This window comes from Nannocystis exedens (assembly GCF_002343915.1).
Classification (GTDB): Bacteria; Myxococcota_A; Polyangia; order Nannocystales; family Nannocystaceae; genus Nannocystis; species Nannocystis exedens.
The window spans coordinates 1,129,050-1,151,394 of record NZ_NETK01000001.1; the positions used below are offsets into that span (position 1 = coordinate 1,129,050).

Sequence of the window (22,345 nt, forward strand, 5' to 3'; positions counted from 1 at the left end):
GCCGTGCTCGGCGGTTCCGGCGGGCTCGCCCTGGTCTCCCTCGAAATCACCGCCGTCGTGATGATGCGCGGGCCTGGGCAGCGTCACCGTCAGTGCGACAGGAGGTTCGTGTTACCGCTCGTGGGTTTGGCGCCGGGAGAGGCGTGTGCGACACTCCGGCCATGGCGCCCTCGCTCCGCCACCTCATCACCGTGTTCGCGCTCGCCTTCGCGTGCGACTCCGGCTACGACCTCGACACCACGATCACCGTCCCCGCGGACATCGCGGCGAACTACAGCGTCGCGAACCAGGGCCTGCTGCTGGTGCGTTATACCGTGGATACCGTCGCCCCGCCGACGCTCCGCGAAGTCGCCGTGCTGTGTGGCGAGGCCGGCGACTTCACCACCCGCGACGTCGGCGACGGCACCGTCATGGAGACGCAGGTCACCGCGTGGATCGAGCCGGTCACCGGCCGCACCTGCGGCCCGATCGGCCCCAACGTGCTCGAGGACAGCGACTTCCAGAACGACGACGACGAGCCGCAGGCGAGCGCGACGGCCGAGGCCGAGGCGGGCTGCGGCGGCCACGAGGCCTCCATCGCGCTCACGCTGTCCGCGCCGTAACGTGCGGTCGAGGCGAACTCGCTCGTTCCACCCACATGCCGGCCGAGCGCATCCGCGGCACGAGGCGTGGATTGATGTCGCGTTCGCCCCCTCGGCCGCCTCGACGCGGGCGACGGGGCAGGTTGACGAGCAAGCGACCGTCGTCAGCGTTTGCTGCCGAGCTGGATCGGGAACGGGGCGAAGTTGGACAGCTCGCCGTACGCGTCGGCGGGCAGGGAGAACTCGATCACCTCGGGCATGGCTGCGCCCGGGAGGATCGCCGAGGCGGCGTGAGGGCGCCAGCCCGCGGGGGCGGTCGTGAGCTGTTCATGAGGACATGCTCGAAAGGTAACTTCGGCGGCGTGCCGGGCGACGGGCGGCGGTTATCCTGCACGGCGTGGGGCTCGGCGTTACCGGCCTCGTCGGGCTCGCAGGCCATCGTCGACATCGATCACACGCAGTCTTCCATGTCGCTGCCGGCGACGCAGAGGCCGCTCTTCTCGTCGCACTCCCCGTCGTTCGGCCACGGGCATGGGTCGGCGGGGCCTGGCGCGTCCTTGTTGCCGGCGATCTTGACGATGCCGGAGACGTCGACTCCCGCGCCCCAGGCGGCGGCGTCGGCCTGCGGCAGGGACGAGTTGAAGAGAATGCTCAGGCGCTCGCCGACCTTCGTCAGCGCGGTGAGTCCGTCAACCGACGTGAGGGCCGGGTTGTCGCGGATGTAGAGCTGGCCGTCGACCTCGGCGAGCGCACCGAGGCCGACGAGGTCGACGAGGGCGGCGTTGTTCAGGAGCACCAGCGACTCGGCCGTGACCACCTCGGTGAGCTCGCCGAGCGTCGGCAGTGCTTCGTTGTCGGAGATCTCGACCCGGCCTAGCGAGCTGATGCCGCTCAGGCCGGCGAGCGAGACGAGGGCAGGATTGGAGCGGAGCTCGATGTCGCGGACTTGCTGCAGCGCCGGCAGTGGCCCGAGGGTCGCAATCTCGGTCGACCACACGAAGAGTTCGCGGACCTCGACCAGCGAGGCGAAACCCGCGAGGTCGGAGATCGGCAGCGAGTTCAGCAGCAGCCGGTCGACCGACTCGAGCTCGGCGAGCGCGCCGAGGTCGGCGAGCGCGAGGTTCTCCGAGAGGACGAGGTCGATCTCGACGGTCGTCAAGGACTCGAGGCCGACGAGGTCGGTGAAACCGTTTTCGGTGAGATTGATCGAGAGCATATGCTCGACGCCCGTGAGCGCCCCGAGGTCGGTGAGCACCGGGTTGCCGGTCAGGCTCAGCGAGAGGCCGTTCCAGTCGACTGCCTCGAGGCCGGCGAGGCTCTGCAGGTTCGGGTTGTCGTTGGCGCTGAGCTCGACAGTGAGCTCGGTGAGCGCCTCGAGGCCCTTTAGGTCGGTGATGCCGACCTGCTGGAGGTGGATGCTGAAGGTGGCCTCGACGCTGCGCAGGCCCGCGAGGTCGGTGAGCGCGGGCAGGCTGACCAGGCCGATGCTCCCGACGGCGGTAAGATTGTGCAGGCCCTCGAGCGAGCTCAGGTTCGGCATAAAGTTGAAGTAGAACCCGCCGGGCAGCTCTTGCAGGCCAGACAGCGGCAACAGGGAGGTGAGTCCCGGCATGTGCCCGAGGCGCACGGAGCCACCGATCGACGTGAGGCCCTCGAGGCCGGTGAGCGTCGTCAGCGGCGGCGCCTTGCCGCCGTCCTCCGTCGTGATGGCCAGGTCGTGGTCGATGCGCGTGAGCGCGGCGAGCGGGACCAGAGACGTCACGTCGTCGTAGATCGCGAGCGTGCCGGTGATGTGCGTGCAACCGGCGAGGGCCTCGAGGGCGGCCTGGTCATGCACCACGACGTCGCCATCGGGACAGGAGCCGGCGGCGCCGGTGGTCGAGTCAGCGGTGGTCGAGTCCCCGGTGGTGGGTTCGCCTGCGGTGGTCGCCGGGGTGCTCGGGTCGCTCGTCGAGGCGGATCCGCTGATGTCAACCGTCGTGTCGGTCGTGTCGTTGTCGTCTGCCGTCGCTGGAACACAACCGCCCAGCAACAGGGATCCGATCAATCCATGGATAAGGCGCATCCGCATACGGTAGCACAGGGGGGCACGGTGCTCGGCGATACGGGGGCGTACGAGCGATCGTCGACCTTAGTCGGCCGGGACGGTGCCCCCGGCGCACAGCTCGTCGAGGATCGCCGAGGCGGCGCGGGGGCGCCAGCCCGCGGGGGCGCTCGTGAGCTGTTTAAGAGGACATGTCCGAAAGGTAACTTCGGCGGTGTGCCGGGCAACGGGCGGCGCCGCTATCCTCCAGGGCGTGAGGCTCGGCGTTCCCGCGCGGGTGCCGCCGCGGCCGGTCGGCGGCAGGCGGCCGAGGACATCCTGCTGTTTCATGCAGTAGAACCCGGACTTCGACAACCACTCGATCGCGCTCGCCTTTCGCTCCAAGTCCGCGTCCTGGCACAGGAATTTTGCGAGTGCTTGAGAGCCCGTGAGTCCCCAAGACTCACGGGCTTCGACCTGTCTCGTGGAGAGATACTGGAGACGCTCCAGGTCTGCGCGACAGCGAGCACGTGCGTCGCGTGCCGCGAGGCCCTCGACGTCGAGCTCCGGAATGTTCGGCGTCTGGCCGATCCGGACGGGACTCTCACCCGCTGGAACGGTGCAGCATGACGTGGCCGAGCGGCCCCCTTCGGGGTCGCGCTCGTCCGCGTCGTCAGGACGCACCATGGCGGCAGGAAATCACCGGGAGAAGCCGGGCTCTCCGGCTCGCCTTCGGGGCTGTCGCCGCGCGGCCGCGCCGGCTGGACGACGTGAGCACGTCGCTCACCGGCGACGTTTCATTCCTTCAGCGGCAGCACGACGTACTCCGAGAAGTAAGCGCCCATGCCTTCGAGCTCGCCGAGGCCCGGGTTGGCACCAGCGCCGCCCGGCTTGACGCCGCTGTTGGCCATCGCCAGGGCGCCGTGGAATTGGATGGGGCGGATCACGCTGACATCCTCGTCGGCCTTCATGCGCCGCATGAGGTCCGGGAGGTCGGCGAGCAGTGCCTGCTTCACGCGGCTTGCCTGGATGTGCAGGTGTGGCCCACCCGACGAGCCGGAGTGGCCGAGCCGACCGATCATGTGCGACGCCTTGACGGGGACAGGCTTGCCGGTCTTGAGCTGGTCCTTGATCCACCCGGGAATCGAACCCTGCTTGAGATGCACGCAGCTGACGATCTCGTTGCCGTAGAGGATCTTGATGAAGTTGTTGTAGCTGAACTGCCAGAGGATCAGCTTGGCGGTCTCCTCGTTCGTGCGGACCACCGTCACGAGGGTCGGCTGCGCGGTGTCCAGGCGGTCCACCGCGTACAGGTCCATCGAGCCGTAGGTCTCGTTGTCGTCGGCGAGCTGGTAGGCGTGCGTCTCGTCGACCTCGAGAGTCGTCAGACGGAGCTTGCCCGGTATGGTCCGGTGGAACACCGCGAGCGCCTTCTTCTTGAACGGCACCGACCGGATCTGCTGGGCGTTCTCGTTGTTCGCGTACTCGCACACCTTGGTGACCTTGCCGTCCTTCGCCTCCCACACGATGAACACCAGCTTCCCGTCGACCTGACGCACCGCGGTGCCGAATCGGTCGGGGCCGGAGAGGTCGACCGCCGAGATTTCGTTGGCAGTGTCGTCGTAAGCCTCGCCGGTGCGCTCGATCGTGTAATTGCCGGCCTTTCCGGCGATCTGGAACGCGATGACCTTGAGCGGCCCGCCCGTCGAATAGACGGCAGCCGCAACCCGCATCGAGTCGAACCTGACGAGGGAGAACGCGCCGACGTAACCGAGCTTGTGCTCGCCGATCGCCGGCTGGAGCTGCTTGCCCACGAGCTCCCGCAGGCTCAGCGTGAGCGTACCAGCGGTCGTGCGCACGGCCAGGAGCAGCAGCGAGCTGGACAGCGCGACCATCCGCACCTCGAGGGTGGTGCCGGTGATCTCGAAGGCGTGGCGCTCCGCGAGGGTTCCGGCGAGCGTCAACTCCCAAAGGACGAATCGAGTGGTCTGGCCGCTGCGAGAGGCGGTGACGACGAACGCCCCGCCCAGGGCGACGATCTCGATTGCGTCGGCCGGGTCGCCGACGACCTCGCTCAGGAACTTGACGGTGGTGGCCCGGTCGTCCTGCTCGAGGGCGGTCAGCCGGAGCGAGTTCTGCGTGTTCAGCGTCGCTACCACGATGCGGTTGGACACGACCGTGTCGGAGAGCCGCCGCCGCAAGCAGGCCACCGCGATGTCGCGGACCTTCTCCTTGCTCTGCCACGTGCCGGGCATGCGGTTGACCACCCGCCGGCCCGCGGCCGGGTTGTCCTCGTGGGAGTCGTCGGCGAGCAGCACGAGGCCGTCGCCCATCGCGTAGATCGGCCGCCCGAACCCGTAGTAGTTGTCGGAGTCGGCCTGGCCCTGCTTCGTCGCCTTGAGCTTGCCGTCGGTCCAGCCGAGGGCGCTCGCGTCCTGCGCGTAGAACTGCCCCCCGCCATCGCCGGCGTGGCCGCTGTCGAGCTCGATGTACTCGCCGTACGTCTCGATGTCTTCCGGTCGGGCGAAGAACCGGTACGAGACGGTGTGCGGGCCGAGGTCCAGCTCGCGCGTCACCACCTCGGAGGATCCCGCGAACACCAGGCTGATCTTGATCCGCTTCGGCGACTTGGTCAGCTTGATCACCTCGTTATCGACCAGCCACACGTCCTCGGTCGCCCCGGCGTCCGCAGTCGTCTCGATCACGCGGTTGCGGGGGTACAGCCGCGGCAGCTCGGGACTGTCGGGGAACGTGACGGTGATCATCGTCAACGTCGCCGGCGCGCCGGTGTTTTTGATCCGCAGGTAAAAGTACAGGGTGCCCACGGACGGGCCGCCCTTGGTGGTCGGCGCCACCCGCTGATAAATGACCTTGTTGCCCTCACAAGGCTCGACAGTAAATGTGATTGCCATACTTCTCCCATCGCAGCTATGCACGGAGTCGGACCATCCGACTTCGTCGCTACGCGCGTAGCCGTCCTGCTGCGTCGCATGTGTAGTGGACGAACCGGAGACTTGGTTCGGACGACCGTCAGTTTTTTCTACGGACCCCGACCTGAGCGATAACGTCCGTGCCCCGACCCGCCCGGCGTCACGGAATCATCCCTTCAGCCAAGCGCGGGAGCGGCCCCTGCATTCATGGACGGATCTTCGCAGAAGTCGACACGAGCAGACGGATTTTTGGTAGGCAGGGATGACGGAGCGAGCGACGAGGCGCGACTCCACGCGTGGATCGACGGCGACGCGGCGGCGGGCAATCAGCTCGTCAAGCGGCATTACCGGCGGATCCTGCTGTTCTTCCACTCCAAGGTTGGCCCCGAGCTCGGCCGCGATCTGACGCAGGCCACGTTCGAGACCTTGTGCGCCAACAAGGTGAATTTTCGCGGGGAGGCGAGCGTGCTGACCTACCTGTTCGGCATCGCGCGGTGGAAGCTCGTCCACCACGTGCGGAAACAGCGGCTGCACGGCGAGCGCTTCGAGCCGCTCGAGCACTCGGCCGAGCTGCCGGACGTCGATCGCTCGATCACCTCGCTGTTCATGGGCCGGCAGCGCGAGACGCTGCTGGTCCGGGCCCTGCGCTCGCTGCCCCTCGACGACCAGCTCGTCCTCGAGCTCAAGGAGTACGAGGGCATGACCTCGCGTCAGCTCGCCGAGGTGTTCGAGGTGGGGCGCGACACGATGTCGAGCCGAATCAACTACGCGCGCCAGCGGCTGACGGCGGCGGGTGCAGCGGGCGGCCGAATCGGCGCAGCTGATCGACTCGACGCTGACCGGGCTCGACGAGTGCATGCGAGAGATCCGCGAGCGCATCGACGGCGCGGCCGCGGCGGCTGAACCGCTCAGCAGCCGCGCCCGCCGAACACTGGCACCGCGCCGCAGCCGTGGGCGGCGAAGTATTCTCCGGGGGTCGCGTCGTCGCCGATGTCCTCGGTCGTGCCGTAGCCGAGCTGGCCCTCGGAGTTGGTGCCCCAGCAGCGCAGCGTGCCGTCGACCGCGACCACGCAGGTGTGGGAGTTGCCGGGCACGACCTTGACGACGCGGTCGGCGCTGAGGGTGTCGATCACCGCCTCGAGCTTGCTCGCTCGCGCTTCGAACTGGCGGTAGGCGGCCTCGTTCATGGCCTTTCCCTGATATTCCCCGCAACGCAGGAGTCAAGAGCGATCTCGCGTCTGCCGCGATCGTGGTGCCGAGGCTACGCCACACAGCAGTTCGTGGAGGCCGCGCCCGTCGACGATCACCGACCTGTCCGTAGGGTCATTCGCGGGCGGCAGCCGGAACAGCGCCCGGTGCAGCCGCTTGCACAGCAGGCAGTAGCCGTTTTTGTCCCACAGCACCTTGAGGCGGTTCGAGCGCGGTTCGTGAACACGAACAGCGCGTCGCTCCGCGGATCCTCGCCGATCACCTGTCTCGCCGACGCGGCGAGGCCATCGAAGCTGCGCCGCATGCCGAGCGGCTGCGTGCAGACGAAGATCCGCACCGACGGCGCTGGCTACGTCCGCCGGCCCGCGCGCAGCTCATTCGGGAGCGCCCACGCGTGGAGGCGCTGGAAGCAGAGCAAGGCGGTGCTGAAGTTGTCGAGCGCCGCGCGGGCGGCCCGAAGCGGAGCGCGGAGGTCGCTCTCGGAACCATCGAATTCCCGAGCGCATCGAGCCAGGGCGTGCAGGCCGAGGTCGACCCGGATCGACATGTCGGTGGCGAACTGAAGGCTCTGCAGGGTCCTCGCATCTCTGCGGATGATCTCGAGCAGACCCGCGCGAGCCTCGGCGAGCAGGCGACCATACTGCTGAGCCCGACAGATACGCTCTCTCGCTCTGAAGAACGCCGCCTCCGCGTCCCGGCGCGGATCGGAAACGTCTGCTCGGGCGAGCGCGCGGAGCGTCTCGAGGTGCCGAACCACGGCCGCCGAGATGTCTCGCACCTGGACGAGGCGCCTGCTCGTCTCGTCCTTCTTCGGGCAGAGCTCATAGAACCCGAGTCGGATACAAATGGCATCGTCCCAGGGGACCGGCTCGGGCTCGCAGAACTCGGGTACCGCCGCGCATGGATCCCACCCCAGCTTGTCGGTGAAGAGGTCGGAAGGGTCCACGGGTCGGGGCGGCGGGACCGGCTCTTCGCCCGCTCCCAGAAACCTCACGTTCCTCATGTCCTCGTATATTTGGATCACCAGCGTGTCCGCCTTCTCCAGCACGTTGACCCATTGCGTATTGTGGAGCAGCGGCGGATCGAAGATAAACGGCTTGTTGCCCTGCCCCAGCGGGCCGCCGCCGACCGTGTAATAGGGATCGGGGTACTCCTCCGGCGGGTTCTCCTCCCAGTACCCTGCCACGGACTGCTTGTTCGGCAGCGTCGGCGGATCGACGGCGATACCATTCTTACTCCAAAGCCAGTCGGCCACTTCAAGAAAGCGGATCGCATGAGTGTTCGCGGGGACCCAGCTGGGCCCATCTTCCGTCTCGCTCGGGAACAGCCCGTCGTCGCACCGGATCGTCCCCCCTTTGTAAGGCTCGACATCCTGGATATAGATTTGAAAGGTGTACATGTTGATCTGCCTTCCTCGGGGGCGTGGACCCCAGGTGAGAGCGCCCCGGCCCCGGGAAGAGGACCCGGACCCGCCATCGACGGCGCTCGGTCCGGTGGTTGCGGGAGAGCCTCGCCGGTTCACGAGAAATTCTCGGCGATCACGACGAGCGATATGGCACGCGTCGTTCGGAGCGTCGTGACCACGCCCTCACCGAGCATTCGCCGGGGGACCGATGGAACCTGGGAGCACCCGACGTGAATCCGCCGCGGATCGGAGGCGGCGTCAGGCCTGCTCTCGCAAGCAGCGCTCGCGCACCGCCCTCGCCCACGTCTCCATACCGTCGATCGTCCGCTCCGCCAGGTCTCCGCGGGCGGCGAGGCGCTCGATCGCCGCCCGCAGCAGCTCGCGCGCGCGGTGGAGCCGCGACTTGACGGTCCCCGCGGGTACGTCCAGCGCGGTGGCTATCTCGGCGACCGAGCACTGCTCCCAGTAGTACAGTTCGAGCGCGACCTGCAGCTCGAGCGGGATCTCGCGCAGGCCGGCGAGGAAGAGCTGCGTTTCCTCGCGCTCGACGATGAGCCCGGAGATCGAGGGATCGAGCGCGAACGCCGACACGCTGGTGAGATCGATCCTGTCCCCCTTGCGGGCGCGATAGCTCTGGCAGAGCTGGCGATACGCGATGGCGAAGAGGTAGCTGCGGAAGGTGCCGTCGCCCCGGAATCGCGGCAAACTCTCGAGGCAGGCGAGGAACGTCCGCTGAATGAGATCCGCGCTCGCGTCGCCGACCTTGTTGAGGAAGAAACGCGCGACAGGCTCGTAGTAGCGGGCGAAGAGCCGCTGTCCGGCCGCCTGGTCGCCCGCCCGCCAGGCTGCGAGGCACGCCGCGTCCTCTTCGTCTCGCTCGGTGGCCATCGTGGCATGATACACCGCGCGTGAACGCAGACGTGCGCCAGGTCGAGGACGCGACGCGAGGCCTCTTCTCGCCCGGATCCCGGCGTCCGCAGTGTGGGAGAGCCTCGCACCTGGGCTCATTGCCCCCGATCCAGGCTCACGGGTCATCCGGAACGGACTTCTCGGATTTTTCTGCCGCGTCGTGGACACCCCGGCCCCACCGTCGTCTTCCACGATGAACCGAGAGCCAGGGTCCCGTGAACCGAGCCACGCACACGCCGCGCTGCGTTACCACCAAGCTTCGTGCTCGCCAGGGGTACCACGAACGTGGTGAGATAGCGCGCGAGATGGGATACACCGACGCCGATCGGTTCGTGTACATCCCGACGGCCGATAAGGACATCGGCCACGCATTGATCCGCGATCAGGTCCGCGTCGCACTCTTCGGCGGAGCGGCGGCGGTCAAGATCGGTCGCTTCGAGATCGAGCGCAGGCTCGGTCGCGGCGGCATGGGCGAGCTGTTCCTCGCCCGCGATCCCCAGCTGCGTCGTCGCGTCGCCGTCAAGCTGCTCCGGCCGGGCTGGGGCCCGAGCTCCGCCGACGAGCGGATGCGGCGCGAGGCCCAGGCGCTCGCGCAGATCAGCCACCCCAACGTGGTCGAGGTCTACGAGGTCGGGGAGCACGAGGGCCGGCCCTTCGTCGCGATGGAGTACGTCGAGGGCCGCACGCTGCAAGCCTGGCGCGACGAGGTCCAGCCGAGCTGGCGCGAGGTCGTCGAGGTCCATGTCGAAACTGGCCGCGGGCTGCTCGCAGCCCACCGCGCCGGGCTCGTGCATCGTAACTTCAAGCCCGACAATGTGTTGGTCTCCGAGCAGAGCGACGGGCGACGGGTTCGGGTGCTCGACTTCGGCCTCGCTCGGCTCGCCGGGCTCGAAGATCTGCAGATCCAGAGTACCCTCGACGAGACGCGCGACCAGGCGCTCACTCGCCCCGGGACCGTGCTCGGGACCCTGGCGTATATGTCGCCGGAGCAGCTGCGGGGCGAGGTCGTCGACGCGGCGAGCGATCAGTTCTCGTTCTGTGTCGCGCTCTATCGTGCGCCGTGGGGCGAGGAACCTTTTGCCGGACGGAGCGTCGAGCTGCGAGTCGCGGCCATGACGCTCGGACCTGCGTCGCCGCCGGTCCGCCGGGGTATGCCGCGGCGTCTCCGGAAGATCGTCGAGCGCGGCCTGGCCTGCGAGCCCGGCGAACGCTGGCCGAGCATGGACGAGCTGCTCATTGCGCTCGAGCGGGTGATCCCTCGCAAACGAGCATGGCCGGCGTTGACGGCTGCGGGCCTCGTGATGGGCGTGGGCGTGGGCATTGCTTACGAGCGGGTTACGCCGGAGGATCCTTGCCGACACGTCGAGCTACGCAGCGCCGAGCTGTGGACCGACGCGCACGCGGAGCGAGCTCGGGCGCGCTTCGAGGCCAGCGGCCTCACCTTCGCGGGCAGCAGCTTCACGCGCGTCCATGCCGCGCTAGGGCGCTGGACCGCGGCGTGGTCCGAGCAGCGCATGGGCGTGTGTCGCAACGGTGAAGAGCCGGGCCGCCGGGCGAGCTGCCTCGATGGCGTTCACGCCGAGGTCGCGTCGCTGGTCGACGCGATGATCGCCGCCGACGAGCGGACCATCACGCACGCGGTCGAGAGCCTGGCGGCGCTGCCTTCGCTGCGCGCCTACGACGACGACGAGGCGATCCGGCTCGGGCTCGCGCCGGTCCCCGAGGCGCTCGAGGACGAGCTCGCGCGCCGCCGCAAGGCGCTGGCCGAGGCCCGGACACTGGCGCTCACCGGTCACCTGCGTGAAGCCGGCGAGGCCTACGCCGCGCTCGAGCGCGACACGGCCGAGTTCGACTACAAGCCCTTCGCGGCCGAGCTGGAGGTCGCTCGCGTCAGCCTTCGGCTCGAGGTCGGCGAGCCGAGCGCCAGCCTCCCGCTGCTCGAGAGCGCGGCCAAGCAGGCCGAGCGGGCCCGGCACGATCGCCTCGCGGCGCACGCCTGGACCTTGCTCGCCCACTGGAGCGCAGGTCTCCCGAACAGTCCGCGCGAAGACGCCGTGCAACGGCTCGAGCGAGCAGAGATCGCGGCCGCGCGCCTCGACTCGCCACCCGAGCTCGAGGCGCGGCTGCACTGCATTCGCGGGGTCCTGCTCGGCCGGGCCTCTCGCCAGGCGGACGCTCGCGCGGCCTTCGAGCGAGGGCTCGAGCTACTCGGCGATCTCGCCGTGGATGAGCAGGAGTGGCGGAGCATCGGCGCGGTCGCGAATCAGTGGCGGCCGGTGTGCGTCGCCGGCCTCGCCGAGCTCCACACCGGCCGCGAAGCCATCGACCTCGCCGAGCGGGCGCTCGCCGAGGCCGGGGCGCTCTACGGCGAGGACCACCCGAAGGTCGGCCACTACGAATTCGCGCTCGCGCGACTGCTGCTCGACTCCGACGCCGCCGCGGAGCGGCGAAGGGGCGTCGCTCTGCTCGAGCACGTGGCCGCCGTCTGGCTGGCCGCGCACGACGAGTCCGCGCTGGCGGTCGGCGACGCCTACGTCTCGTTGGCCACGGTGGCGATCGAGTCCGGGGATGTCGTCGAGGCGCGGCGCAATGTCGAAGCGGCGCGAGGGCTCTACGCCAGGGCGCTCGCGCCCGGCGCCTACCAGCACGCAGGGCCCTTGCTCGCCGCAGGATTGATCGAGTCCCACGTCGGCAACTTCGGCGCGGCGCTCGCTCACTACGATCGCGCTCGCGCCCTCCTGCCCGACGAGCCGATGTTTCGTTCCACGCGCGCCGAGATCGATTTCAACCGCGCCAGGTGCCTCTTCGCCCTCGGCCGCCTCGACGACGCCTCCGCGTCGTTCGAAGCGCTGCGCGGGCCCGAGGAGAGCCGCGCGGAGATCGAGGTGATGCTGGCCGCCGTCGCGCTTCGTCGCGGAGAGCTCGCTCGTGCGCGTACCCTGCTCGATGGGCTCGCCGCGCCCGACCTGGCCACGTCCCGGGTCGAGCGCGGCATGCTCGGCGCGCTCGTCGACCTGCGCGCCAGGCGCGAAGCCGACTGCGGAGCGATCGCAGCAGGCGACATCGCCGCGCTCGCTTCGAGCGACGCCTACGAAATCAACCGACTCCTGATCGACGTGGGAGCCAACGAGGACGAGCGACGCTGCCTCGGCTGGACGAATGCACCCGAACCACTGACAGAACAACGAGGCCAGCCATGAGCATCATCGATGCGGACAACATCCCCCTCCTAAAGATCCTGTGCAACAGCGTCGAGAAGACCGCCTTCTTGACGGACCTCGAGATCGAGGATTCGGACTTCTGGACCAATTTGCAGCTGGGAGCGGCGATCTCGACGGAGCCCGTCCCCGCGCTCGAGGGTCACCCGGCGATCCGTTGGAGCACGTACGGAGGCCACATGAGGCTGCAATTCGTGACACTTTGGCCGCATATCGTCGTCCCTTACATCACGGGCACGGGGCTCCGCGTCGTGTCGGAGGGCAGCAATGCGTTCACCATCGAATTCGAAATATCCAGGAAGGGCTCCCCTCAGTGCGACTTCGAAATCTACGCGCTCCCCTCCGGCGGTAGTCTCTCGACGACGCGGATGAAGGTCATCCTGTTGCCGAAGCCGTTGCCGCCCGGTCGCCGAAGGGCGCGAAGCCCTCCCATCCCGACCGCCCGATCGAGGCCCTGAGGCCTTGACCTCCCGGATGCCCTTGGCCCACTTCTCCAGCCCGTCGAGCGTGCTCTCGAGCAGCTCCGGCGTGTCGGCGAGGCGACGCAGCTGGGCGTGCAGAGCTCCCGCGCCCGGACAGGGGATGAAGACGCAGCTCCCGCGGGCGATCCACGAGACGCTCGAGTTGCAGGCCGCTCTGCGGGCGATCTTCGAGGGCGAGACGCTCAAGAAGGAGCAGCGAGCGCGAAGTGGTATCAGCACCTGGGCGGCAAGCGGTGACCCCGCCTCGAAAAGCGACGCGGCTGACTGCCCGCTCGGCCGCGCTGAGCCCGCTGCTCGTCACGCCAAGTGAGCTGGGGGGGGCCGCCGCCGTATTCCTGCCGTTGCCGCGTCGGCGCCCTCCTCCACGCTGCCCGGCATGTCCCTCCCGTCCCTCTCCGTGCTCATCGCCTCCTCACTCCTTGCTGCGCCCGCTTCCGGCGCCGCGCCAACGACGCCGAGCGAGTTCTCGGACAGCCTCCAGGCGCCGGTCGCGTTGGAGAACGTCCGGCCCGTGGTGGAGTTGAGCGACAGCATCCGCCTCGAGGTCGGCTACGATCTTCAGGAGGTCGGCCGAGTGTCCATCGCCGTGCATACCGACGACGACGGTTCGGGGGTTGGTTTCGTCGCCGTCGACGAGGCTATCGTCGCCGAGTTGAGGTTCGCCGAGGGGTCGGCGGCCTGGGAGACAGCGGTGTTGTCGCCGGTCAGGATCCGCGTGAATCCGCCGACGGAATTCGCCGGTGAGATGCGCGAACGCGTAGGCGGCCCGCCAGCGTGCCGGAGTGCTCGGAGGGGTCAAGGGTGCGCTCCCTTCGGTCGCCGGCCTACGGCCGCCCTTGACCCCTCCTGCGCGCTCCGGCCAGTGGCACCAATGGCCTCTCCCCGAAATCAGGTGTTCCGTCTGCTGAACACCTGTAACCCTGATGCGTCACTCATGGGCAACGGTCGGGGTTATCCAGGCCGAATTCAGGCATTGACGGCCATTTCGTCCCGAGAACGCGCATCTCGCCGGCGGATTCACGCGGATCCTGACCGGCGACAACAAGCGGACTTCTCGGGCCTCGGTCCTGCGCAGGCGCATGTGCTCGCCGCCAGCATCGTGCAGGTCTGGCACGATGATGCGGTCATCGAGGCGCTCTCGCTCGCTACGGCTGACGACCGGGACCTCAAGTGCACGATCGCCGGCCAGCTCGCGGGCGCCGTTTCGGGCGTCGGAGCCTTCGCCGCCTGCGAGATTTTCGTCCCGAATCCGGTGACCTGTGGCAAGGCCGGCGGGACCGTCGGCGGGTGGGTCGCAGTTCACATCACGAACAAGTGCAACGGCGCACAGAACCACTGAGCGAGAGAACCTTGGATCCGCAAGACATCACGCCGTACAGACCCCTGCCGCCGCAGCGGTGGGGATTCCTGCCGACAAACCAATTCTGGCATCACGCGGCGTTGACGCCCATCTCCATCATCTTCTGGGCCGGCTGGGCCGTTTTCTTCGGCTTCTTCGACCTCTTCGCGCTCGTATGGTGGCAACAGGCGCTCGTGTGGATGGTCTTCTGGTGGGTCTGGGCCGGGCTGGTCGAGCGATATACCAGGAGGTACCTCGCCCGCCGGCAGATGCGAGCGCTCGCAAGTCCACGAACGGATTCGCCGGGGGGCCTCGTGGATGCGGCCGTCGAGGCTCCAGGGAGCGAGCTGACGCCCCTCCCGGAGCCGCCCGGTCCGTCCTCGCGCGCTCCGGTGCCGTCCCGGAAGCCGGGGACGAGGCTGGCGTTGGTGCAGCGCGTCGAATCCTGGGATCTCGCGTATCAGAGGCTGTTCGGGCGCGGCGCAGAGGTCGCCCAGTTCGTGTTCAACCTCGTGTTCGGGCTGGCGATCTTCCACCCGAGCTGGTTCGTCAAGCTGCTGGGAATTCTGGCGCTGCTCGGCGCTGCGCGTGGGGTCGGGTCGTGGGAACGCCGCTCACTCGGACGCGGGCTCGAACCGCTCCCGGCGAGCTCGCGGTCCGGGCAGTCGAGGAGTCTGTCGCCAGCGGGCACAGGTGGCGCCGGGTCGTCGACGAGGCGAACGTGACAGCGCTCGCCGGTCGCTTTGGCGGATCACGCTCGGCCGCCGCGGGCTGCGGCCATAGCCCCCCTACCTGACAATGGCTCTTCAGGGTTGAGGGTGGCGCAGGTTGCGCGCGAAATCGCGCCGTGATATCGTGCGCGAAATGGCAGAGACCGAACTCTACGCCCGAATTCTCGGTATCGAGGCTCCCTGGAGAGTTGCTGCGGTGAAGCTGCAGCTCGGGCAGGGGCAGATCGTCATCGAGGTCGAGCACGACCCCGATGTGCCGACGACGTGCCCGGAGTGTGGCCAGGCTGTTCCCCGTCACGATACGCGGACTCGCCGATGGCGGCACCTCGATACGTGTCAGTATCGGACGATCATCGAAGCCGGCGTACCGCGGACGTCGTGCCCGAAGCACGGTACGCTCACGATGCGCGTCTCGTGGGCGGACGGTAGCGCTCGGCTCACCGCGCTGTTCGAGGCGCTGGTGATCGACTGGCTCCGCGATGCGCCGATTGCAGTGGTCGCGGAGCGCCTCGGGCTCTCGTGGGATCAGGTCGCCGGCGTCCAGGAGCGTGCAGTACAACGCGGACTCGAGCGCCGCGAGGTCGCGCTGCCGGAGATGCTCGCCGTCGACGAGACCTCCTTCCAGCGGCGCCACGAGTACGTCACGATCGTGCATGACCCGAAGTCCGCCAGCAAGCGGGTCATCCACGTCGCCGACGGACGCGGCAAGGGGGCCCTCAAGGGCTTCCTGAGCGGCTTTTCGCGCCCAGAGAGGGCTGCGGTCTCCGTGGTCGTCATGGACATGCACGAGCCCTACATTCAAGCTGTCCGCGAGGCCATCCCCGATGGCGACGCGAAGATTGCCTTCGACAAGTACCACGTCGCCGCGCGCCTCGGTCAAGCCGTCGACCACGTGCGACGCGAGGAACACCGCGCTCTCCACGGCCTCGGCGACAACCGGCTCAAGGGCACCAAGTACCTCTGGCAAGGAGGCGGCGATGGAGGTCTGGGAGCACACCTCGCCGAGCAACATGCGGGACCAATGGGGCATGTGGTACGATTGGGCTATCCGCTCTCGCCTGGAGCCGATGAAGGCCGCCGCTACCTGGCGGTTCAACAGCCGGCCGCGTCGAGGGCGATGAGATTCGCCACATGGCCGCCGCCGATGTCGCCCTCGATACCCCACTGCTCGTCGCGCTCGATCAGCACGAGGTTCGGCGAGAGGATGCGAACAAAGGCGCTGCCATGGTCAGGGTTGTCGAGTGTGCTGGTATAGATCGTCTTCTTCGCCTTCTTCCCGGTGCACTCGATCTGCACGGTGTCGCGGATGACGTCCCACGAGCCGACGCTGGTGGCGACGTGGCGGATCGTCTTGCGGATCCAGCGCAACGTAAAGCCGTCGCCGGTGTACGGGGCCTCGGGCGTGATCTCGCCGAAGCGCTCGTCGGGGAGGGCGACATAGGCGCCGGCCGCCAGACGGGCAGCGACCTCGGCGCGGGCGGCCTCGCCGAGGATCAGAGGGATGTCGTCGAAGTTGAGCGGGGGCTGCTCGGCGAGCGTGTACGTCGCGGGCTTGCTGCCGATGAACTCGAGGAGGTACTTGTTGCCACTCTGCATCGATCCACTGGCGGTGACGCAGACGACGGTGGCGTCGGTCGGGGACCAGCCGTGGCAACCCAGCGGCAGATCGCCGGCGAGGTCGAGGGGCCAGCCTTGGAGCGGCCGCGTGGTGGGCTCAGCAGGTTTGCCGATCGGCGTGGGCTCGGCGGCCTCGGCGGCCTCGGCGATCGGCGTCGGTTCGGCGGGTTTCACGATCGGCGCCGGTTCGGCGGGTTTCACGACGGACGGCGCGGTGTCGACCGCGGGCGGGGCCACGGGGCTGCAGGCGAGGGCAGCGATCCATGCGACCGACAGCGCTGTAGAAGCGATGTGCATACCGCACGGTGATACCGACGCCGTCGGGGCGGGTCAAGAGGCGGCGCCGGCTCGTCATGCGGCCTGACTGGTGGTTCTGCGAGAGGTGAGCCCTCCGGCGACGCTCAAGACCCGCGCGTCGCTGACTGGCCGGGAGCACCTCCGGCCGCTCGGCTGCCAGCTCCACGGCATCGAGCCCTGGGCCGACCTCCGCGACCTCCTCTGCCTGCTGCCCGCATGGCCCAAGAGCCGCGTCCTCGAGCTCGCCCCGGCATTCTGGAAGCAGACCGCCGAGCAGCAGGACACTCAGAAGCGCCTGGCCGCCAACGTCTTCCGCATCGCCACGCATACCCAAGGGGTGTAGCCCAGCCCCGCTCGGGCGTCACGACGCGCTTTGTCGAACGATTACAGTTCGACGCGCCTCGAGAACCCGCGAAGTCACGGACCGGCACAGCAGTGCGTCTCAACCCAGGGCGGCCAGCTCGCACACGCCGGCGCGGAACAGTTCCGCCCGCCGGGCGGGCGAGAGTCGCAGCCTCCGCCTGTTTGTGTGGGGCCTGTTCGGTCACAGGCGGGACGGCCGGGCCGCCGAAGCGGCGGCCGGGAATCTTGCTGTCCGCTTGTTAGCGGCCCAGCATTTGCCATGGCGGGATATGCTCACCGAACTCTTCATCGCCGTCTCGCTCTTCGCAGCGCCCGCTGCCGGTCCCGCGCCCGCCACGCCGGACGAGTTTTCGGACAGGGCGCCCACGGCGAACGATGCCGCCGAGGCTGACCTAGCAGCCCGTGGTGAAAGTCGCGGCAACCACGCCGCGAGGAACCTCGCGAGCAGCGGAGCGGCGCGCGGTATCGCGCTCTGCGATGAAAGCTGATAAAGTGGCTTTGCCATGGCCATGGGGCACGACAACGGGGAGCAGCCGACGCTGTTCATCACGTATGACAAGTTGCAGGGGCTCGGGCACCCGTTCTACGAGGCGCTCGACAAGCTGCTCCGGAAGCACGGCTTCGACCGTTTCGCGGAGAAGCAGTGCGAGCCGTTCTACGCCGAGGTGATGGGACGACCGGGCCTCGCGCCGGGGGTGTACTTCCGCTGCTTGCTGATCGGCTACTTCGAGGGGATCGGCAGCGAGCGGGGCATCGCCTGGCGGGTCGCCGACTCGCTGAGTCTGCGGCGGTTTTTGGGGCTCGGCCTGGAGAAGCAGCCGCCGGATCACTCGACGATCTCGCGGACGCGGCGTCGGCTGAGCACCGACGTGCACGAGCGGGTGTTCACGCGGGTGCTGGAGCTGGTCGCCGAGCATGGCCTGTTGCGCGGCAAGACGCTCGGGATCGACGCAACGACACTTGAGGCGAACGCGGCGCTGCGATCGATCGTGCGCCGCGACGACGGACGCGCGTACAAGGAGTACTTGACCGACCTGGCGAAGGCCGAGGGGATCGAGGAACCGACGCGCGAGGACCTGGCGCGGCTGGACCGCAAGCGGCCGAAGAAGGGCTCGAACGACGAGTGGGTACACCCGCACGATCCCGAGGCGCAGATCATGAAGATGAAGGACGGCAGCACCCACCTCGCGCACAAGCACGAGCAGGCGGTCGACCTCGAGACCGGCGCCATCGTCGGCGTGACGGTGCACGGCGGCGCTGCGGGCGACACGAAGACCATCGAGAAGACGCTGGAGGTCGCCGACGCCAATCTCGCGGAGGTGCGCCAAGAGGGCTCGGAGAAGGCCAGGGAGCAGATCGCCGAGCGCGTCGAGGAGGTCGTCGCCGACAAGGGCTACCACAGCAACGACGTGCTCACGAGCCTCGAGGAGGTCGACGTACGCAGCTACATCCCGGAGCCCGCGCGTGGTCGCCGGCGGTGGAAGGACAAGCAGGCCGAGCGTGAGGCGGTGCACCGGAACCGCCGCCGCGTGAAGCGAGGCAAGAGCAAGGAACTGCAGAAGAAGCGCAGCGAGCTGGTCGAACGGCCCTTCGCGCACATGCTCGACTCCGGCGGAATGCGCAGGGTCCACGTCCGCGGTCACGACAATATCCTCAAGCGGCTGGTCATCCACGCCGCCGGATTCAACCTGAGCTTGATCATGCGAAAGGTCCACGGAATCGGGAAACCGAGGGCCCTCCAGGGCCTTCGGGCCGCGCTTTCTGCCGTGCTCGTGGCTGTCCTCACGCTTCTGCGGTGGCTCGGAGCGCTTCTTGACCGCCATTCGCGGCACTCCCTACCGGGAGCTCGACTTCCAGAGCACGTCGCTCACTCGAGATACGCATGAGCGATTTCGTCTCACCGACTTCTACCTCGGGCTGCTAGTACTGCCGCTCCGAAGTCCTCCCGGGGTCCCGCGCTACGGCTTGTGAACGCTCGCGGTCCGGAATACCGAGGGGTCGGGCGTGGTAGTGCTCGACGATGCGAATCGGGAAAATCGCACAGGTGATGGCGCTCGCGGTCGGTTGTACGCGCCAGGCCGCCGTGGAGGCGCCGAAGCCCGCGGCTCCCGTCGCTTCGACGCCCGAGTCGCGCACGACTGTCGAGTCGTCGTGCTGGCTGAGCCTTTGCAAGGGCCACACGTTGATCACGTGCCGGAGCGGCAAGTATACGACGATCGACTGCCAGGAGCACTGTCGGTCCTGGAACCGCGACAGGACGTCGATCGACGAGACGCCGCTGTGGGAGGGGACGTGCGGCGAGTGGAACGGGGAGGCTACGTGTACCTGTTGTGACGTCAGGGAGCCTGAGTGCGCGGCGAAGCTGGGACCCCGGCAGCCGTCATGACGGGCGTACAGCCGGCCCAAAGTTCTCCTGGAGTTGCTAGGCCCTCTCGGCGAGGGTCCAGCCGAAGTTTCCGAGGAGCAGTTCGAGGAGCTCCTCGCGGGAGGCGCGGAAGGGGGTTGGTTCCCAGCGCCCGGTGTGGGTGGCCATCTCCAGCTGCCACAAGTTGGCGGCGAGGCGGCGCAGGCGCGCGTGGAGGACCGGATCGTCAGCGGGGCCGGACTCGAGGGTGATGAGCGGGGCGCGATGGCGGACGCGGAGGTGTGCGAGATCCTGGTGTTGGCGCAGGAACTGCTCGACAGCGCGAGCGTCGTCGTCCGACTTCGCAGCGGCGTTGCGGGTGGTGCGTGGACGGCTCATGCGGCGTGCCGCCGCTGAGTGTGGACGAAGTGGCCGCGGAAGGTCCAGTTGAACGGGTGCGCTTCGTCGCGGTTCCAGCGCCGGATGAAGTTCATCACGGCGCGGGGCATGGCTCCGGCGCAGGGAAAGTCGGCGTAGCGGAGGACGCGGCGCTGCAGTAGCGAGAACCAGATCTCGATCTGGTTGACCCACGAGGCATGGATGGGCGTGTACACGAAGTGAAAGCGGTCGCCGTGGCGCCGGTTGAAGCGGGTCCAACGGTAGTCCGCACCGTCGTAGTGGATGTTGAGGTTGTCCCAGACGACGTAGATCTGGCCGGTAGGATACTGGCTCTTCAGGGTTTGTGGTGGATACCGCTGACTCAGCGCGTGATCCCGGCAGGATAGAGGTCGAGGCCGCCGAGGTGGAAGTAGATCGCAGCTCGGAAGCGGTCGCGGTTACGGAAGCCGCGGGCGACGTACTTGAGCTTCTGGATGACCGAGTTAAGGCCCTCGGCAGAGGCGTTGGTGATCCGTTCGGTGGCTGCATGGATGATGCCGCCGAGGTGATTTTTGACCATGCGCGCGGCGGCCTTCATCGGCTCCAGGCGAGAGCGGATAGCCCAATCGTACCACATGCCCCATTGGTCCCGCATGTTGCTCGGCGAGGTGTGCTCCCAGACCTCCATCGCCGCCTCCTTGAGCGCCCACGCGCGGGCCGTCCGCAGCGAGCTCGTCCGCAGCGCCTCGAAGTCGTCCCAGACCTCCTTGCTCATCCGTTCGGGGTTGCGCAGCCAGAGGTACTTGGTGCCCTTGAGCCGGTTGTCGCCGAGGCCGTGGAGAGCGCGGTGTTCCTCGCGTCGCACGTGGTCGACGGCTTGACCGAGGCGCGCGGCGACGTGGTACTTGTCGAAGGCGATCTTCGCGTCGCCATCGGGGATGGCCTCGCGGACAGCTTGAATGTAGGGCTCGTGCATGTCCATGACGACCACGGAGACCGCAGCCCTCTCTGGGCGCGAAAAGCCGCTCAGGAAGCCCTTGAGGGCCCCCTTGCCGCGTCCGTCGGCGACGTGGATGACCCGCTTGCTGGCGGACTTCGGGTCATGCACGATCGTGACGTACTCGTGGCGCCGCTGGAAGGAGGTCTCGTCGACGGCGAGCATCTCCGGCAGCGCGACCTCGCGGCGCTCGAGTCCGCGTTGTACTGCACGCTCCTGGACGCCGGCGACCTGATCCCACGAGAGCCCGAGGCGCTCCGCGACCACTGCAATCGGCGCATCGCGGAGCCAGTCGATCACGAGCGCCTCGAACAGCGCGGTGAGCCGAGCGCTACCGTCCGCCCATGAGACGCGCATCGTGAGCGTACCGTGCTTCGGGCACGACGTCCGCGGTACGCCGGCTTCGATGATCGTCCGATACTGACACGTATCGAGGTGCCGCCATCGGCGAGTCCGCGTATCGTGACGGGGAACAGCCTGGCCACACTCCGGGCACGTCGTCGGCACATCGGGGTCGTGCTCGACCTCGATGACGATCTGCCCCTGCCCGAGCTGCAGCTTCACCGCAGCAACTCTCCAGGGAGCCTCGATACCGAGAATTCGGGCGTAGAGTTCGGTCTCTGCCATTTCGCGCACGATATCACGGCGCGATTTCGCGCGCAACCTGCGCCACCCTCAACCCTGAAGAGCCAGGATACTTGCGGGCAAGGCCCTCCATGAAGTCCATGAGGTCCTCGGCTCGTCGTTGCGGCTTGCACTCGCCGAGGACCTCGCCGGTGCGGATGTCGAAGGCCGCGAACAGCGACCAGGTACCGCGGCGGACGTACTCGAACTCGAAACGGCCCGCGCGACCGGGCGCGGGGAGCTTGCTGGGAAATCTCCGTCCGAGCGCCTGCATGCCGGTCTTCTCGTCGACGCAGAGCACGTGAGCTCCGTCTGGGGGATGATGGTAGAGGTCGCAGATGCGCTGAACTTTGCGGCAGAAATCGGGATCGGGGCTGTGCAGCCAGAGCCTCATCTTGTGCGGCCGAAAGTCCTCGTTGCGCAGGATTCGCCCTACCTCGGACACGCTGAGCCCGATACCTGTCTCCTGAAGCAGGCGCCTCGCCAACGTCGCGTATGTCCATGTCGAACGAGTCTGTTGACCATGCCTGGCAGGCTTGTCACAGGCGAGCTTGATGAGCTTGCAGCGCGTCGCCGGCGATACCCGAGGAGGTCGCCCACTTCGGGGGCGATCCTCGAGCGTCACGAGCCGCCCATCACGCGCGAAGCGCCCACGCCACACCCTCACCGTATCCACGTGGCAGCCCAATCTCCGCGCAATTTCCTGGTTCGAGTGACCCTCGGCGGCGAGGAGCACGAGCCTCGCCCGAAGCACGAGGCGCGCCTCGCTGCGCCCACTCCGAGCCAGCGCCTTCAGCTCCTCCCGGACCGAAGGCGCCACCCGAAGCCGTTGCGCTCGCGGGGCTGGCACACCGACGAGATCGTTTTCGCGCCTCGCTTATTCCGACGCCCAGACCGT

The 22,345-nt window shown here is 68.1% G+C and carries 21 protein-coding genes and 1 pseudogene; 11 read left to right on the forward strand and 11 right to left on the reverse strand.

Translation table 11 applies throughout. The features are described 5' to 3' along the window. Nucleotides 1–161 precede the first annotated feature (161 nt). Nucleotides 162–602 carry a hypothetical protein gene (locus NAEX_RS04325; protein WP_096326254.1) on the forward strand — a complete coding sequence of 147 codons (441 nt, stop codon included), beginning with the start codon at nt 162–164 and terminating at the stop codon, nt 600–602. Between the two features lie 430 nt (nt 603–1,032). Here NAEX_RS04325 and NAEX_RS04330 read toward each other — a convergent pair whose 3' ends face one another. The 3 genes from NAEX_RS04330 to NAEX_RS04340 form a co-directional block, all read right to left on the reverse strand. Further along, a complete protein-coding gene (locus NAEX_RS04330; RefSeq protein WP_143141315.1) occupies nt 1,033–2,646 on the reverse strand; it encodes a leucine-rich repeat domain-containing protein in 1,614 nt (537 codons plus the stop codon). Nucleotides 2,647–2,712: 66 nt separating this feature from the next. Further along, nucleotides 2,713–3,291, reverse strand: coding sequence for a hypothetical protein (locus NAEX_RS47265; RefSeq protein WP_143141316.1), 579 nt, complete (start codon nt 3,289–3,291; stop codon nt 2,713–2,715). A 110-nt stretch (nt 3,292–3,401) separates the two neighbouring features. After that, nucleotides 3,402–5,516, reverse strand: coding sequence for a M23 family metallopeptidase (locus NAEX_RS04340; protein WP_143141317.1), 2,115 nt, complete (start codon nt 5,514–5,516; stop codon nt 3,402–3,404). Between the two features lie 267 nt (nt 5,517–5,783). On the opposite strand from NAEX_RS04340, the gene NAEX_RS04345 reads away from it, so the two are divergent. Continuing rightward, nucleotides 5,784–6,437 carry an RNA polymerase sigma factor gene (locus NAEX_RS04345; protein ID WP_170135448.1) on the forward strand — a complete coding sequence of 218 codons (654 nt, stop codon included), beginning with the start codon at nt 5,784–5,786 and terminating at the stop codon, nt 6,435–6,437. 5 nt (nt 6,438–6,442) lie between these two features. Here the strand turns inward: NAEX_RS04345 and NAEX_RS04350 are convergent, their stop codons facing one another. From NAEX_RS04350 to NAEX_RS04365, 4 genes and pseudogenes are all read right to left on the reverse strand, one after another. Beyond that, a complete protein-coding gene (locus NAEX_RS04350; protein WP_096326259.1) occupies nt 6,443–6,721 on the reverse strand; it encodes an RCC1 domain-containing protein in 279 nt (92 codons plus the stop codon). A gap of 33 nt (nt 6,722–6,754) precedes the next feature. Beyond that, nucleotides 6,755–7,080 (reverse strand): annotated as a pseudogene (gene tnpB, locus NAEX_RS54355) (IS66 family insertion sequence element accessory protein TnpB). A gap of 12 nt (nt 7,081–7,092) precedes the next feature. Further along, nucleotides 7,093–8,142, reverse strand: a complete 1,050-nt coding sequence (locus NAEX_RS04360; protein WP_096326261.1) for a hypothetical protein — start codon at nt 8,140–8,142, stop codon at nt 7,093–7,095. Between the two features lie 264 nt (nt 8,143–8,406). Then, entirely contained in the window at nt 8,407–9,036 is a 630-nt protein-coding gene (locus NAEX_RS04365; protein ID WP_096333517.1) for an RNA polymerase sigma factor, read from the reverse strand. Between the two features lie 326 nt (nt 9,037–9,362). Between NAEX_RS04365 and NAEX_RS04370 the strand changes: the two genes are divergently transcribed. The 9 genes from NAEX_RS04370 to NAEX_RS04415 all read left to right on the forward strand — a co-directional run bounded on the left by NAEX_RS04370 (nt 9,363) and on the right by NAEX_RS04415 (nt 18,990). Next, a complete protein-coding gene (locus NAEX_RS04370; RefSeq protein ID WP_096326262.1) occupies nt 9,363–12,257 on the forward strand; it encodes a serine/threonine-protein kinase in 2,895 nt (964 codons plus the stop codon). Then, a complete protein-coding gene (locus tag NAEX_RS04375) occupies nt 12,254–12,733 on the forward strand; it encodes a hypothetical protein (RefSeq protein ID WP_096326263.1) in 480 nt (159 codons plus the stop codon). Before NAEX_RS04370 ends, NAEX_RS04375 begins: the two co-directional genes overlap by 4 nt. 124 nt (nt 12,734–12,857) lie before the next feature. After that, a complete protein-coding gene (locus NAEX_RS04380; protein ID WP_143141318.1) occupies nt 12,858–13,067 on the forward strand; it encodes a hypothetical protein in 210 nt (69 codons plus the stop codon). 66 nt (nt 13,068–13,133) lie between these two features. Next, nucleotides 13,134–14,096: a hypothetical protein gene (locus NAEX_RS47270; protein ID WP_143825506.1), complete on the forward strand. Its 963-nt coding sequence runs from the start codon at nt 13,134–13,136 to the stop codon at nt 14,094–14,096. A gap of 11 nt (nt 14,097–14,107) precedes the next feature. Then, nucleotides 14,108–14,821, forward strand: coding sequence for a hypothetical protein (locus NAEX_RS04395; RefSeq protein WP_143141616.1), 714 nt, complete (start codon nt 14,108–14,110; stop codon nt 14,819–14,821). 139 nt (nt 14,822–14,960) lie between these two features. Beyond that, nucleotides 14,961–16,082, forward strand: coding sequence for an ISL3 family transposase (locus tag NAEX_RS04400; RefSeq protein ID WP_096326268.1), 1,122 nt, complete (start codon nt 14,961–14,963; stop codon nt 16,080–16,082). 744 nt (nt 16,083–16,826) lie between these two features. Further along, complete coding sequence (locus tag NAEX_RS04410; RefSeq protein ID WP_096326270.1) at nt 16,827–17,084, forward strand: hypothetical protein; 258 nt, start codon at nt 16,827–16,829, stop codon at nt 17,082–17,084. 289 nt (nt 17,085–17,373) lie between these two features. Next, nucleotides 17,374–17,592, forward strand: a complete 219-nt coding sequence (locus tag NAEX_RS47275; protein WP_143825507.1) for a hypothetical protein — start codon at nt 17,374–17,376, stop codon at nt 17,590–17,592. Between the two features lie 15 nt (nt 17,593–17,607). Then, nucleotides 17,608–18,990, forward strand: a complete 1,383-nt coding sequence (locus NAEX_RS04415) for a transposase (RefSeq protein ID WP_096325674.1) — start codon at nt 17,608–17,610, stop codon at nt 18,988–18,990. A 536-nt stretch (nt 18,991–19,526) separates the two neighbouring features. Here the strand turns inward: NAEX_RS04415 and NAEX_RS04425 are convergent. From NAEX_RS04425 to NAEX_RS04440, 4 genes are read right to left on the reverse strand one after another with little or no spacing between them, the layout of a single operon-like run. After that, nucleotides 19,527–19,847: a hypothetical protein gene (locus tag NAEX_RS04425; protein ID WP_096326272.1), complete on the reverse strand. Its 321-nt coding sequence runs from the start codon at nt 19,845–19,847 to the stop codon at nt 19,527–19,529. Then, nucleotides 19,844–20,212 carry a transposase gene (locus NAEX_RS04430; protein ID WP_096326273.1) on the reverse strand — a complete coding sequence of 123 codons (369 nt, stop codon included), beginning with the start codon at nt 20,210–20,212 and terminating at the stop codon, nt 19,844–19,846. The genes NAEX_RS04425 and NAEX_RS04430 overlap by 4 nt, the downstream gene beginning before the upstream one ends. Then, the gene (locus NAEX_RS04435) at nt 20,209–21,450 is read right to left on the reverse strand and encodes an ISL3 family transposase (RefSeq protein WP_096326274.1); all 1,242 of its coding nucleotides are present in this window, start codon (nt 21,448–21,450) and stop codon (nt 20,209–20,211) included. Before NAEX_RS04435 ends, NAEX_RS04430 begins: the two co-directional genes overlap by 4 nt. Before the next feature lie 13 nt (nt 21,451–21,463). Then, on the reverse strand, nt 21,464–22,297 hold the full coding sequence (locus tag NAEX_RS04440) for an IS630 family transposase (protein ID WP_096326275.1): 834 nt from the start codon (nt 22,295–22,297) through the stop codon (nt 21,464–21,466). Nucleotides 22,298–22,345: the final 48 nt, after the last annotated feature.